A 13,587-nucleotide genomic window follows, 5' to 3' on the forward strand; every position below is an offset into this window, starting at 1 on the left:
TTTTCAGGAAGGAGCAAACAGCGTGGGAAGCAGCAGACTCAACTGCGGGAAGTAGCAAATCATCGCCATGACCATAAAGAGTGCCAGAAACATCGGTAATAGCGGTTTGACGACTTTATCAATACTGATTTTGCCGATACTGCAACCGACGAACAAAATAGTGCCTACCGGGGGCGTACACAGTCCGATGGTTAAATTGAAAACCATAATAATGCCAAAATGGACAGGGTCGATTCCCAGATGTTGAGCAATGGGAAGGAAAATAGGCGTAAAGATCAGAATAGCCGGGGTAATATCCATAAACGTCCCGACGAGTAACAAAATGAGATTGATAATCAGCAAGATGACCCATTTATTTTCGGACACGCTGGTAATCATTTCATTAATCAGTTCAGGAACATCAGCATTGGTCATCGCCCATGACATTCCCATTGAGCAGCCGACCAGTAAGAGAACAATAGAGCTGGTTACTACCGAATCCAGCAGAATATCGCGCAACTTACTCACATTAATTTCTCGATAAATGGCCGCCAGCGCCAGGCTATAGATTACCGCGATCGCAGAGGCCTCTGTTGGCGTAAATACGCCGCCGATAATGCCGCCGATAATAATAAATATCAGCAACAGGCTGGGCAATGAATCGCGGAATACCGACAGAAACTGCCGCAGGTTGATGCGTTCGGCAACCGGGTAATGGTGGCGATGGGCATACAGCGCCGCTACCGTCATTAAAGCCAGCGCGGTTAAGATGCCGGGCAGGTAGCCCGCCAAAAACAGGGCGGCGACAGAGGTGCCGCCGCTAGCCAGCGAATAGACAATTAGCACGTTGCTGGGCGGGATCATCAGGCCAATCGGCGCCGAAGCGACGTTGATCGCCGTAGAGAACGCCGGAGAGTAGCCCTCTTTTTCCTGTAATGGCGACATGATGCCGCCCACCGCGGCCGCAGAAGCGACAGCCGAGCCGGATATCGCGCCAAACAGGGTGTTCGCCAGAATATTGCAGTGCGCCAGCGAACCGGGAAGGCGGCCAACTAACGCCTGAGCCAGATTCACCAGGCGCCGGGCGATTCCCCCGGTATTCATGATATTGCCGGCTAACACAAAAAAGGGGATCGCCAGCAGCGTAAAGCCATCGAGACCGACGGTCATTTTTTGCGAAATAACCGAGATTGCCGCATCCGGGGGAAGGGCTATCAGGATTGAGAATAAGGACGACAGCCCGATAGCGAATGTAATAGGAACGCCGACCGCCAGCATAATGGCAAAGCTGCCAAATAAAACAATTATTGGGTAAATATATTCAAAGTCCATATATCCCTCGTTAGCGAAGATGGCGCTGATGATAATTATCAATAACGTTCACAATGGTGTAGTACACCAGGATGACGCCGCTAATCGGCATGACCCAATAGACTTTATCCATAGGCCATTTTAATACCGGGGACATTTGGCTGACGTGCGCCGCTTTTTCAACAATAATATCACCGCCGTACACCATAAAAATCAGCGCGAACACGGTAATAATCACCTGAATGATACTGTCGAGCACGAGGGCGGGCGTTCGGGAGAGTTTTTGCGCTAACAAATCGATAGCTAAATGTTTTTTTAATCCGGCGGTATAGACGCCGCCTAACAGAATCATCCACATAAAAAGAATCTGGGTGAATTCGTCGAGCGTGCTGCTTGGCGCGTTGAATATAAAGCGCGCCGCCACCTGCCAGGATACGCAGGCAACCATGATCGCCAGAATAATACAGCAGCACCCGGCCAGTATTTTGTTCAGTGCATTGGTGAGTATTCGCATATTACATCCTGTAAAGGGCAGGAGAACCCTGCCCGGCAGATTTACATATTCTCGATGTATTCCAGATCCTTCGCTGACTGAGCATCTTTCGCGCGGAACTCATCAAACAAGGGCTTAACACGCTGTTTGAACGCGGATTTATCAATATCAACAACGGTCGCATTCATGGCCTTCATGCTCTCATAAGCCTCTTTTTCCGCGGCGGGCCAGATGACGTCTTTCATTTGCTGCATGGATTCATCTGCGGCTTTATATAACGCTTTCCGCTCTTTATCGCTCAATTTGTTAAGTACTTTGGTACTGATGACCAGGACATCCGGCACCATCGTGTGCTCGTCGCGGGAATAGAATTTCGCCACCTCCGCATGACGCATATCGGCATAAACCACGGGGTTGTTTTCGCCGCCATCGACCACGCCTTGCTGGAGCGCGGTATAGAGTTCGCCTTGCGCCATCGGCGTCGGCACGCCGCCGAGCGCTTTCACCATCGCGATAGCGCTGGGGCTTTGCTGCACTCTGATTTTCATACCGGCTAAATCGTCGGGTTGAGTGATGGGCTTACTGGCGTAAAAACTGCGGGCACCGCCGTCGTACCAGGTTAAGCCGACGAAGCCTTTGCTTTCGGAGGACGCGAGAATGCGTTTCCCTAAGTCGCTTTTCAGTACGTTGTAGTAGTGATCGCGGTCGCGGAATAAAAACGGCAGGCTAAACACGCTATATTCCGGCGCAAAAGACTCCAGCGATGCCGCATTGACTTTCACCATTTGCAGAGCGCCGGAGTTCATCAATTCCAGCGATTCACGTTCGTTGCCCAGCGTGGCGTTGGGGTAAATACGAATATTTAATTCGCCGTCCGAATAGGCTTTCGCTTTATCGGCCAGATAGCTCATCGCTTTGTGAACGGCGTGGCTTTTATCCTGATTGTGGCTCAGTTTCAGCGTGGTTTTGGCGAGCGCTGGAAATGCCAGTAGCAAACAGCCGGCCAGTAATACCGCTGATGTTGTGAATGAACGTGTGTTTTTCATATCTGCTTCCTTATAGGTTGGGATTCCTGTGGTTATCGTTGATTAATTAATAACCTGCTGATACGTAAGGTGTTGCGTTGGGGAAAGGCGTGGTGATGGTGTTCTTTATCCCCTGAATTCTGTCAGCCAATTTAATTTAATCAATAGACCAAAGAAAGAGATCTGGTTCACAGAAGAAAGTCATGGTAAAAACAGTGTCGTGAGAAATTCAGCGAAGTTTTTTATATATTGCTGATAATGTGATATTTTTTTACTTTTTGTTGTTATGGCGATACTGCGGTTTTAGACGTGGGTATAATTAATTGCATACCAATTTTGAGACATTCATAAGACCAATTTCAAACACCTCAGGCCAGGCCGTTGAAAGTTGTTTCTATTTCGCGCCAGCCCTGCATATAAGGCGATAATCTCCTTCATTTTCGCTATAGATACGGCTTATAATCCCCGACCTTTGATTATTTTTTTGCCAATCGTTTTGGAAGCAATATGAGCGCTATCTCCCTGATCCAACCGGATCGCGACCTTTTCTCCTGGCCGCAGTACTGGGCCGCCTGCTTTGGGCCGGCGCCGTTTTTGCCGATGTCACGTGACGAGATGGATCAACTTGGCTGGGATAGCTGCGACATTATTCTGGTAACCGGCGACGCCTACGTCGACCATCCGAGCTTCGGCATGGCGATTTGCGGTCGTATGCTGGAAGCGCAGGGCTTCCGCGTGGGGATCATCGCCCAGCCGGACTGGAACAGCAAAGACGACTTTATGCGTCTGGGAAAACCGAACCTGTTCTTCGGCGTCACCGCCGGCAACATGGACTCGATGATCAACCGTTACACCGCTGACCGTAAGCTGCGCCACGATGACGCCTACACCCCAGATAACGTCGCGGGCAAACGCCCGGACCGCGCCACGCTGGTCTATACCCAGCGTTGCAAAGAAGCGTGGAAAGATGTCCCGGTGATCCTCGGCGGCATTGAGGCCAGTCTGCGCCGTACCGCGCATTACGACTACTGGTCTGATACTGTGCGTCGTTCAGTGTTAGTCGATTCCAAAGCCGACATGCTGATGTTTGGCAACGGCGAGCGTCCGCTGGTGGAAGTGGCGCACCGTCTGGCAATGGGCGAAACCATCGATCAGATTCGTGATGTGCGTAACACTGCGATTATGGTTAAAGAAGCGCTGCCAGGCTGGAGCGGCGTCGACTCCACTCGTCTGGACACGCCGGGTAAAATCGATCCAATTCCCCATCCCTATGGCGAGGATCTGCCGTGCGCGGATAACAAGCCGGTCGCGCCGAAAAAGCAAGAAGCTAAGGCGATTACCGTGCAGCCGCCGCGTCCGAAGCCGTGGGAAAAAACCTATATCCTGCTGCCATTCTTTGAAAAGGTGAAAGGCGACAAGGTGCTGTACGCCCATGCGTCGCGTATTCTGCATCACGAAACTAACCCTGGCTGCGCGCGGGCGCTGATGCAAAAACACGGCGACCGCTATGTCTGGATCAACCCGCCCGCCATACCGCTCTCCACTGAAGAGATGGATAGCGTGTTTGCGCTGCCGTATCAGCGTGTGCCGCACCCGGCTTACGGCAATGCCCGTATTCCGGCCTATGAGATGATCCGCTTTTCGATCAATATCATGCGTGGCTGCTTTGGCGGCTGCTCTTTCTGCTCGATCACTGAACATGAAGGGCGCATCATTCAGAGCCGTTCAGAAGACTCTATCATCAACGAGATCGAAGCGATTCGCGACACGGTGCCGGGGTTTACCGGCGTGATCTCCGATCTGGGCGGTCCTACCGCGAACATGTATATGCTGCGCTGTAAGTCGCCGCGTGCGGAGCAGACCTGTCGTCGCCTGTCATGCGTCTATCCGGATATCTGTCCGCATATGGATACTGACCATACGCCGACGATCAATCTTTATCGCCGCGCCCGTGAGCTGAAAGGCATTAAGAAAATCTTAATTGCCTCCGGCGTGCGCTACGACATCGCTGTAGAAGATCCTCGCTACATTAAAGAGCTGGCAAGCCATCATGTGGGCGGCTATCTGAAGATTGCGCCGGAGCATACTGAAGAAGGTCCGCTGTCGAAAATGATGAAGCCGGGTATGGGCAGCTACGATCGCTTTAAAGAGTTATTTGACCTTTACTCTAAACAGGCCGGAAAAGAGCAGTATCTGATCCCGTATTTTATCTCCGCGCATCCGGGCACGCGGGACGAGGATATGGTGAATCTGGCGCTGTGGCTCAAGCGCCACCGCTTCCGTCTGGATCAGGTGCAGAACTTCTACCCGTCGCCGTTGGCGAATTCGACCACTATGTATTACACCGGCAAAAACCCGCTGGGTAAAATTGGTTATAAGAGTGAAGATGTGGTGGTGCCGAAGGGAGACAGGCAACGTCGCCTGCATAAGGCGCTGCTGCGTTATCACGATCCGGCGAACTGGCCGCTGATTCGCCAGGCGCTGGAAGCGATGGGGAAAAAGCATTTGATTGGCGGTCGCCGTGAGTGTCTGGTGCCTGCGCCGACCATTGAAGAGATGCGCGAAGCGCGTCGCCAGAACCGCAACACGCGCCCGGCGTTGACCAAGCATACGCCGGTGGAACATCAGCGGCAGGGGCTTGCTGCGAATAAGAAGCGCGGGAAAGGCGCAGGGCGTTAATTACCTTTGAATCTGTTGCTTCTGGAAGCTAATGTTTCTGGAAGTAACAGACATCTAAATATATTGTGTCGATCTTTAGTAATTGCTAAATTACGGGGAGCTTTATATTTTATTTAAATATTATTGATTGTATAAATTAATTATATATTACCTTAATGATTAAGGCATGATGCTTGTATACAGCCCCAGAGGAGGGGATATCATGGGTATGATTATTATTCCCTGTTTTATCGTAATTGCTATAATAGCTGTTGTTATATTCATAATGGCTATTAAAGCATGTAATATGGAAAAACGTGAAGACAGGCAAATGACTCTTGCAGGGATAATTTTAATGGGTGTTATTGCCGCTATTCCTGGATGGTTTTTGTACGAAATATTTAGCCACGCGCCGTAATATTTAACCTACCAGGGTTGATATATTAAAATAGATAAGAAGTATATAATCTAAGGTATAATGCCTGACGGCGCTGCGCTTATCAGGTCTATGAATAGCACAGTTTTGTAGGCTGGATAAGGTGCTTACACCGCCATCCGGCAGAAGTGCTCCGTATTTATGCCTCACGAATTCTGGCCGCCAGCGCGGCTAGTTTTTCATCATCAGCCCGTTCATGATCGTGTGACGACAGATATCCTTCATACTGTTCGAAAAATTTATTCTGCCGCGATTCAATCGGTTTCCAGTGGGTTAAATCGCCAGTACCGTGCATGGGGCTTAATTTACTGTGCACATGGTCTACGCCGAAACCTTCGAAGAACATTCCCGTACGACTGACATCCGGGAAAGCCTTATCCAGTTTCTTCGCCACTTTTTGGGTCGCCAGCATCAGGTCCGCTAACGCCTGCGGCGGTAGATCGAACGCGTAGCTGGGGTAATGTTTTTTCGGGATCACTACGGTAAACCCATCGGTATTCGGAAAAATCGACAAAAAAGCCAGGTGATGCTCATCTTCCCAAACTTTATGACAAGGTGCTTTACCTTCAACTATTTGACAGAAAATGCAGGTCATTCCATTTCTCCGTTAACCGAGGGGCTTATCGATGCGTTAAGCGTTTAATACAACCCTAACACTTTCCACCATGCGAGGCCGACTGTCAAAAAGACCGCCTGATTAAAGAGACTGATAATAAATCCCGTTCGCCACCAGACGCCCGTCGGTACATAGCCGGCGCCAAAAAGAATGGGGCCGCGTGCGTGGGTATACTGTGTAAGAGAGCAGTACAGGCTGCTGGTAAACGCCAGCATAAGCGCCATCGGCGCTGCCGGTATATTCAGATGCAGACCGACACCCAGAAACACCGCATACAGCGCGGCGATTTGCGCGTTGCCGCTGGCGAAAAAATAGTGGGTATAAAAATAGGCTGCGTTAAGCAGCAGCAGGATGATTATCCAACTGGTTCCATGCATCGTACTGCCGATGCTGTCGCCAATCAGGTTGCCAAACCAGCTGGTGAATCCTAGTTTCTTCAACTGGTTAGCCATCATCAGCAGCGCGGCAAACCAAATCAACGTATCCCAGGCGCCTTTTTCGCTTTTAACATCTTCCCAGGTGAGCACGCCGCTCAGTAATAAAATCGAGAGACCGACAAAAGAGGCCGTCGTGGCATCCACGCCGAGCGAGCTGCCAAAAATCCATAGCACCAGCAACACGCCGACGGTCGCCAGCATCAGCCACTCGCCGCGCGTCATACTGCCCATTTACGCCAGCTCTTTGCGCGCCAAATCCGGCGCATCCGGCGTATGTTTAATTTCCGGACGCGTCAGCCAGTAGACCAGCAGCGGGACGATAAGAAAAGAGACCAGGCAAGGCAGGAGCGCGGCGATAAACCAGCTTCCCCAGCTCAACGTAACGCCGGCGTTCGCCGCCAGTTTTACCGCCAGCAGGTTACCCGTATAACCGGTCATAAACAGTGCGGCGGTGACGTCGTTAACATTGCCAATACAGGTGATCAGAAAGGTGCCGATTTTGCTGCGAGACTCATCTTCCGGATGTGAATCAAAGCTGCGCGCCAGCGAGTCGGCGATCGGGTAAATCACGCCGCCGCAGCGCGCGGTGTTACTGGGCATCGCGGGGGAGAGGATCAGATCGGCAAACGCCAGACCATAAGCCAGACCCAGCGTTCGTTTACCTAACAGACGGATCATTTGTAGGGCGATACGCCGACCCAGCCCGGTTTTGATAAACCCATGGGCAATCATAAAGGCGACGACGATAAGCCAGATCAGCGAACTGTTCAGCTCGCTCAACGCCGTGGTAATCGCGCCGCTGGCCGTTTTGTCGCCGGCAGCATAGGCGAGCGCAAAGACGGTGATACCAATAATACCGACCGCGCCAATAGGCAGCACTTTCGCCACGATAGAGGCGATCGTCGCGACAAAAATAATCGCGGAATGCCAGGCCGGCGCGCTTAACCCGGAAGGGGGCGTTAGCTGCCACAGTCCGGCGGCGATAACCAGAATAAGAATAAATGGGAGCCATTTAACGCCCTGAGATTTTTTTTCCGCCACAATCACACATCCATAAATATTTTATATACATTAAGTAAATTGATAATAATCATGAATAAATATTCACAAAATAAGAATAATTCTGCGCTTGTGTGTGGGGGAAATATACTGTTAAATGCGCGTAATTGTTTCTTAATATTTCGAAATGAAAAAAAGCCCGACGACATCGTCGGGCATGGCGTGCGATAAATCCGGCTTAACCGCCGAACTGATCCGGATCGGGGCCGAGGCGTTTTCCTTGATCCAGTTTTGCAATCTCGCCTAATTCATCTTTATCGAGACGGAAATCCCAGACAGCAAAGTTTTCCGCGATACGGGAAGGGGTGACGGATTTCGGAATGACGACCAGCCCGCAGTCCAGATGCCAGCGAATAACAATCTGGGCGGGCGTTTTGCCGTATTTATCCGCCAGTTCGCGAATCACTTTCTGATCGAATACGCCTTCACCGCCCTGCGCCAGCGGGCTCCAGGACTCGGTCTGGATTTTATGCGTCGCATTCCACGCATGTAGCTGGCGCTGTTGCATCAAGGGGTGAAGCTCGATCTGGTTGATCACAGGGGTAACGCCGGTTTCATCGATCAGACGCTGGAGGTGATGGATCTGAAAGTTACAGACCCCGATACTCTTTACCAGCCCCTCTTTTTGCAGCGCGATCATGCCTTTCCAGGCGTCGACATAGTGATCGATAGCCGGTACGGGCCAGTGCATCAGATAGAGATCGAGATAATCAAGCTGCAGTTTTTTCAGACTCTCCTGCAGGGCTTCGCGGGGACGTTTTTGATCGTCATTCCACAACTTGGTAGTGATAAACAGCTCTTCCCGCGCCACGCTCGCTGCTTTTAGCGCTTTGCCGACGCCTTCTTCATTCTGATATGCTGTGGCGGTATCAATCGATCGATAGCCCACCTCCAGCGCTTTATGAATCGCCGCGATCACCTCTTCATTGCTTGCTTTCCAGACTCCCAGCCCAAGTTGTGGCATTACGTTGCCATCCTGTAGCCTGATAATGGTTGGATTAGCCATGATGTGTTCCTCTTTTAATTGGCTCGCCGGAGTCGGGTCCGGCGAGACTAAGTGACTTAAGTCTGGACGAAATGGCCAAAAACGAAAGTCAGAGGCGAAAAAACCTTAGCGCGCCGCTTCATAAATCCGACGGCTGACATCCAGCGTAATATCCTGATTTTCACCTAAATTTGTGCATCCATGCGCCTCAAGTTTAGCCAGTAGCGCCGGAATAGTGCTGCCATCCAGACCGTAATCGGACAGACGGGTAGGCATGCCCATCTGTTCGAAGAAACGGCGGGTGGCGGCAATGGCGGCATCAATACGCTCGTCGTCGGAACCGTCGGTGATATTCCATACACGTTCAGCGTATTGCAGGAGTTTTGCACGTTTAACGTCTCGTTTTTCGTTCCATAGCGCAGGCAGAACGATAGCCAGCGTCTGGGCATGATCGAGACCGTGCATCGCGGTAAGCTCGTGGCCCAGCATATGCGTCGCCCAGTCCTGCGGAACCCCAGCGCCAATCAGGCCATTTAACGCCTGAGTAGCGGCCCACATCACGTTAGCGCGGACGTCATAGTTTTCAGGCTCTTGCAGCGCTTTGGGACCTTCTTCGATCAGTGTGAGTAAAATGCCTTCGGCGAAACGATCCTGAATTTTGCCGTTAACCGGGTAAGTGACGTACTGCTCAACGGTATGGACGAAAGCATCCACGACGCCGTTCGCAACCTGGCGCGGCGGCAATGTATAGGTGTAGACCGGGTCCAGTACGGCAAACACCGGTTGCACGAACGAGGAGTGGAAGGCCTGTTTGTCGCCAGTGGTTTTACGGGAAATGACTGCGCCGGCGTTCGATTCTGAGCCGGTTGCCGGTAGGGTCAGCACAGACCCCATCGGGATTGCGCTACGAATCTCAGTACCGCCGGTTTCCAGAATGTGCCACGGATCGACGCCGTCCGTATACTGCGCCGCTGCGGCGATAAATTTGGTGCCGTCCAGTACGGAACCGCCGCCAACGGCCAGCAGGAAGGTAATATTTTCGTCGCGCACAAGCTGCACGGCCTTCATCAGCGTTTCATAGGACGGGTTCGGTTCAATACCGCCAAACTCCCGAACATCCAGTCCTTTTAACGCTTCCTGAACTTGCGCCAGTACGCCGGTCTTTTTCACGCTACCGCCGCCATAGGTAATCAGCACGCGGGCGTCCTGCGGGATTTGATCGCGAAGATCGACGATAGCGCCTTTACCAAACAGAATGCGGGTAGGGGTATGTAATTTGAAATTGTTCATTGCTCATTCCCTTATGTGGGTAAAAAGAGGGCAGGCGGCTGTCTGCCTGATGGTCATCATTGTGGTCTTGTGAGGGATGTCTCTCAATGCACATTTCTGCCAATGTTTTGCCTATTTCTCCAGAATGCTGGAGAAAATCGCTAAAAATGCGCACAATCCAGCGGAGTGGATTTGATGAAAAAATGGCGCGTTATGAATCGTGAAGCAATTTGCTTACAGTTGGCGGATAAAATTAATCATTTAAAAAATAATGATAAAATAATCAGCGAGCGGCTGGCGGGCATTCGTCTGTTGTATGGTGTTGAACCGGGGCCGTGCACGCCGGTCATGTATCAGCCTGGCATCATATTTCTCTTTTCCGGCCATAAAATTGGCTATATTAACAAGCGCAAGTTTCGTTATGACGCTAATGAATATCTCTTACTGACCGTGCCGCTCCCTTTTGAATGCGAGACCTGGGCGACGCCGGAGGTACCGCTGGCCGGTATTCGGCTCGATATTGATGTGCTGCAACTGCAAGAGTTGCTCATGGACATTGGCGAAGATGAGCGTTTCCAGTTGCCGATGGCGGCCAGTGGGATTAACTCCGCCACGCTGTCGGACGAGATTTTATGTGCGGTGGAAAGATTGCTGGATGTGATGGAGCGCCCGCTGGATGAGCGGATTCTGGGAAAACAGATTATTCGCGAAATTCTTTATCATGTGCTGATGGGGCCGCGCGGCGGGGCGCTGCTTGCGCTGGTTAGTCGCCAGACGCACTTTAGCCTGATCAGTCGCGTACTTAAACAGATCGAAATGAAATACACCGAGAACCTGAATGTTGAGCAACTGGCGGCAGAAGCGAACATGAGCGTATCGGCGTTTCACCATAATTTTAAGGCGGTCACCAGCACCTCGCCGTTGCAGTATTTAAAAAGCTACCGACTGCATAAAGCGCGGATGATGATGATTCACGACGGTATGAAGGCCAGCGCCGCGGCGATGCGGGTCGGCTATGAGAGCGCATCGCAGTTTAGCCGGGAGTTTAAACGTTATTTTGGCGTTACGCCGGGCGAAGATGCGGCAAGAATGCGGACAATGCAAGGGAGCTAAGTGGGGCATCCCGCCACGGGTCAACGAAGCGTAACCGGGCCATCCTGGCCGATTATGGATACGTCAGGCGTTACAGTATTTCTTTTTAATCACCACGACCAGCGTACCTAACAGCCCGGCGACCAGTAGCGCGACGGGAAGGATCATTAAAAATGTCATTACCTGGTCTTCATGGCGCTTAACAAACGGGATCATACTGAGCGCGTAGCCGAAGCTGGTCACGACAGTCACCCACAGCAGGCCGCTTAACCAGTTAAAAAACTGAAACCGGCGGTTGGACAGGCCGGAAATACCCGCCATTGTTGGCAGCAGAGTGCGGACAAACGCCAGAAAGCGCCCGGCAAGTAACGCTAACAAACCGTGACGGTCAAACATGCAGGTGGCGCGCTGATGATATTTTGCCGGAAGCTGCGCCAGCCAGCCTTTGACGGTACGCGTATTACCGAGCCAGCGTCCCTGGATATAACTTAGCCAGCAGCCGAGACTGGCCGCGGTGGTGAGAATGCCAATCGTCGGCAAAAAATGCATCACATCCTGGGCGATCAACGCGCCTGCCAGCAGCAGCAGACTATCGCCAGGTAAGAATGACGCTGGCAGCAGACCGTTTTCTAAAAATAGCGTGGCGAACATGACAAAGTAGACGACGCTAACAACGTGTGGATTCGCCAGCGCGGCAAAATCATGTTGCCAGAGCGCAGCGATAATATCTTGAATGACAGCCATGAACTTTCCTGTGGAACAGCATTTATGCTTTTATTCGCCTATTGTACTCCTGAATCGTCCGGGATGCCTTGATCCCGGACGCAACAAACGCAGACTTTTCCACGGAAATTGTCTGCATATATGTCCATCCCCGGCAACTTTACACAATTCTGGCGAAGCCGGCGGCTAAATCAGCGATCAAATCATCAACACTCTCTAAACCAATATGCACCCGGACCAGCGTACCGGTAAAATCTACGCCGCCTGCGGGACGAATTGCGGCGATCTGTTCCGGCTGATTAGCAATAATCAGCGATTCGTAGCCTCCCCAGGAGTAGGCCATACTGAACAGCGAAAAGTTATCCAGATAGGCTGATAATTCTGCCTCGGTCAGCTTTTTATTGAGCACAAAGGAGAACAGGCCGCTGCTGCCTGTAAAGTCTCGTTTCCAGAACGCATGACCTTTGCTACCCGGCAGGGCCGGATGATTAACGCGCGCGACCTGAGGATGGTTCGCCAGCCATGCGGCGATTTTGAGGCTGCTTTCTTGATGCTGGCGCAGTCGCACGCCGAGTGTGCGCAGACCGCGGCTGGTCATATAAGCTGTGTCGGCGTCGAGCATTTGCCCCATCAGATAGGCGTTTTCCCGCAATTGTTCCCAGCAGCGCGCATTTGCAACGGCAGTACCGACCATCGCATCAGAATGACCAATCAGATACTTAGTGCCCGCCTGGATAGAGATATCAATATCGAATTCCAGAGCTTTGAACAGAACGCCAGCCGCCCAGGTATTATCAATCATGATGACGGCTTCTGGCGCGACGCGTCTGACCGCACTAACAATGCTCGGAATATCATGTACTTCCATGGTAATAGAACCGGGGGATTCCAGAAATACGACTTTCGTGTTCGGTTGAATATGTTGCGTGATATCAGCGCCGATGAGCGGGTCGAACCAGCTTGTCGTCACGCCCAGTTTGCCGAGAATTTTGCTGCAGAAATCCTGGCTGGGTTCATAGGCTGTGTTGGTCATCAGGATGTGGTCGCCCTGCTCAACGAATGCCAGAATGGTGTTGGCGACCGCCGCCGCGCCGCACGGGAAGAGCGCGCATCCGGCGCCGCCTTCCAGTTCACACATGGCTTCCTGGAGCGAAAAGTGGGTCAGCGTTCCCCGGCGCCCGTAAAATAATTCGCCGTTGGCGCGATTGCGGGTAGCGTGTTTTTTGGCCTCGACGGTGTCAAACACCAGTGAAGAAGCGCGTTGAATCACACTATTCACTGAGCCAAGCGTGTATTTTCTGCTGCGTCCTGCGTTTACCAGTTTGGTATTCAACTGTTTATCCGTCATGTTGCGTTTCCTGATTTTAACCGTCTGGATGTCTAAACTAGCATGAATATAACCATCTGCACCCTAGCGACGTGTGATACAGTGACTAGTCCTGATATAGGTTGACAGTTTTTTGTCTGTAAAACGCCTGATGAACATCATCGGGCGTTTTGTATT

At 51.6% G+C, this 13,587-nt stretch carries 11 protein-coding genes and 1 pseudogene; 3 read left to right on the top strand and 9 right to left on the bottom strand.

Annotated features, from left to right (window positions below; genetic code table 11):
• Positions 1 to 3 precede the first annotated feature (3 nt).
• Genes ACLJRU_RS22430 through ACLJRU_RS22440 form a run of 3 tightly spaced genes read right to left on the bottom strand, consistent with a single transcriptional unit; the run spans position 4 to position 2,829 of the window.
• Positions 4 to 1,311, bottom strand: a complete 1,308-nt coding sequence (locus ACLJRU_RS22430) for a TRAP transporter large permease (protein WP_000345260.1) — start codon at positions 1,309 to 1,311, stop codon at positions 4 to 6.
• Between the two features lie 10 nt (positions 1,312 to 1,321).
• Positions 1,322 to 1,804, bottom strand: coding sequence for a TRAP transporter small permease (locus ACLJRU_RS22435; RefSeq protein ID WP_001221825.1), 483 nt, complete (start codon positions 1,802 to 1,804; stop codon positions 1,322 to 1,324).
• A gap of 41 nt (positions 1,805 to 1,845) precedes the next feature.
• Complete coding sequence (locus ACLJRU_RS22440; RefSeq protein ID WP_000799370.1) at positions 1,846 to 2,829, bottom strand: TRAP transporter substrate-binding protein; 984 nt, start codon at positions 2,827 to 2,829, stop codon at positions 1,846 to 1,848.
• 486 nt (positions 2,830 to 3,315) lie between these two features.
• Between ACLJRU_RS22440 and ACLJRU_RS22445 the strand changes: the two genes are divergently transcribed.
• Both ACLJRU_RS22445 and ACLJRU_RS22450 read left to right on the top strand, forming a co-directional pair.
• A complete protein-coding gene (locus ACLJRU_RS22445; RefSeq protein ID WP_023235246.1) occupies positions 3,316 to 5,487 on the top strand; it encodes a YgiQ family radical SAM protein in 2,172 nt (723 codons plus the stop codon).
• Between the two features lie 202 nt (positions 5,488 to 5,689).
• The gene (locus tag ACLJRU_RS22450) at positions 5,690 to 5,884 is read left to right on the top strand and encodes a hypothetical protein (protein ID WP_000525382.1); all 195 of its coding nucleotides are present in this window, start codon (positions 5,690 to 5,692) and stop codon (positions 5,882 to 5,884) included.
• A gap of 157 nt (positions 5,885 to 6,041) precedes the next feature.
• Here the strand turns inward: ACLJRU_RS22450 and ACLJRU_RS22455 are convergent, their stop codons facing one another.
• The 4 genes and pseudogenes from ACLJRU_RS22455 to yqhD all read right to left on the bottom strand — a co-directional run bounded on the left by ACLJRU_RS22455 (position 6,042) and on the right by yqhD (position 10,289).
• The gene (locus ACLJRU_RS22455) at positions 6,042 to 6,497 is read right to left on the bottom strand and encodes an HIT family protein (RefSeq protein ID WP_000128242.1); all 456 of its coding nucleotides are present in this window, start codon (positions 6,495 to 6,497) and stop codon (positions 6,042 to 6,044) included.
• A 44-nt stretch (positions 6,498 to 6,541) separates the two neighbouring features.
• Positions 6,542 to 8,027, bottom strand: a pseudogene (locus tag ACLJRU_RS22460) (DASS family sodium-coupled anion symporter).
• Between the two features lie 165 nt (positions 8,028 to 8,192).
• Positions 8,193 to 9,020, bottom strand: coding sequence for a 2,5-didehydrogluconate reductase DkgA (gene dkgA / locus ACLJRU_RS22465; protein WP_000013100.1), 828 nt, complete (start codon positions 9,018 to 9,020; stop codon positions 8,193 to 8,195).
• A gap of 105 nt (positions 9,021 to 9,125) precedes the next feature.
• Positions 9,126 to 10,289, bottom strand: a complete 1,164-nt coding sequence (gene yqhD, locus ACLJRU_RS22470) for an alcohol dehydrogenase (protein WP_001540921.1) — start codon at positions 10,287 to 10,289, stop codon at positions 9,126 to 9,128.
• Positions 10,290 to 10,481: 192 nt separating this feature from the next.
• Between yqhD and ACLJRU_RS22475 the strand changes: the two genes are divergently transcribed.
• Entirely contained in the window at positions 10,482 to 11,381 is a 900-nt protein-coding gene (locus ACLJRU_RS22475; RefSeq protein ID WP_024131366.1) for an AraC family transcriptional regulator, read from the top strand.
• 63 nt (positions 11,382 to 11,444) lie between these two features.
• On the opposite strand, the gene yghB is transcribed toward ACLJRU_RS22475, so the two are convergent.
• The gene (yghB, locus tag ACLJRU_RS22480; protein WP_000268444.1) at positions 11,445 to 12,104 is read right to left on the bottom strand and encodes a DedA family general envelope maintenance protein YghB; all 660 of its coding nucleotides are present in this window, start codon (positions 12,102 to 12,104) and stop codon (positions 11,445 to 11,447) included.
• Positions 12,105 to 12,243: 139 nt separating this feature from the next.
• Positions 12,244 to 13,431: a cystathionine beta-lyase gene (gene metC, locus ACLJRU_RS22485; protein WP_023235244.1), complete on the bottom strand. Its 1,188-nt coding sequence runs from the start codon at positions 13,429 to 13,431 to the stop codon at positions 12,244 to 12,246.
• Between the last annotated feature and the right edge of the window lie 156 nt (positions 13,432 to 13,587).

This window comes from Salmonella sp. SAL00653 (assembly GCF_046552515.1).
GTDB lineage: Bacteria > Pseudomonadota > Gammaproteobacteria > Enterobacterales > Enterobacteriaceae > Salmonella > Salmonella enterica.

Coding starts and splice junctions, on each gene's coding strand:
- ACLJRU_RS22475 (WP_024131366.1), top strand. CDS start 10,482: ATGAATCGTGAAGCAATTTGCTTACAGTTGGCGGATAAAATTAATCAT.
- metC (WP_023235244.1), bottom strand. CDS start 13,431: ATGACGGATAAACAGTTGAATACCAAACTGGTAAACGCAGGACGCAGC.
- yghB (WP_000268444.1), bottom strand. CDS start 12,104: ATGGCTGTCATTCAAGATATTATCGCTGCGCTCTGGCAACATGATTTT.
- ACLJRU_RS22435 (WP_001221825.1), bottom strand. CDS start 1,804: ATGCGAATACTCACCAATGCACTGAACAAAATACTGGCCGGGTGCTGC.
- yqhD (WP_001540921.1), bottom strand. CDS start 10,289: ATGAACAATTTCAAATTACATACCCCTACCCGCATTCTGTTTGGTAAA.
- ACLJRU_RS22455 (WP_000128242.1), bottom strand. CDS start 6,497: ATGACCTGCATTTTCTGTCAAATAGTTGAAGGTAAAGCACCTTGTCAT.
- ACLJRU_RS22430 (WP_000345260.1), bottom strand. CDS start 1,311: ATGGACTTTGAATATATTTACCCAATAATTGTTTTATTTGGCAGCTTT.
- ACLJRU_RS22440 (WP_000799370.1), bottom strand. CDS start 2,829: ATGAAAAACACACGTTCATTCACAACATCAGCGGTATTACTGGCCGGC.
- ACLJRU_RS22450 (WP_000525382.1), top strand. CDS start 5,690: ATGGGTATGATTATTATTCCCTGTTTTATCGTAATTGCTATAATAGCT.
- dkgA (WP_000013100.1), bottom strand. CDS start 9,020: ATGGCTAATCCAACCATTATCAGGCTACAGGATGGCAACGTAATGCCA.
- ACLJRU_RS22445 (WP_023235246.1), top strand. CDS start 3,316: ATGAGCGCTATCTCCCTGATCCAACCGGATCGCGACCTTTTCTCCTGG.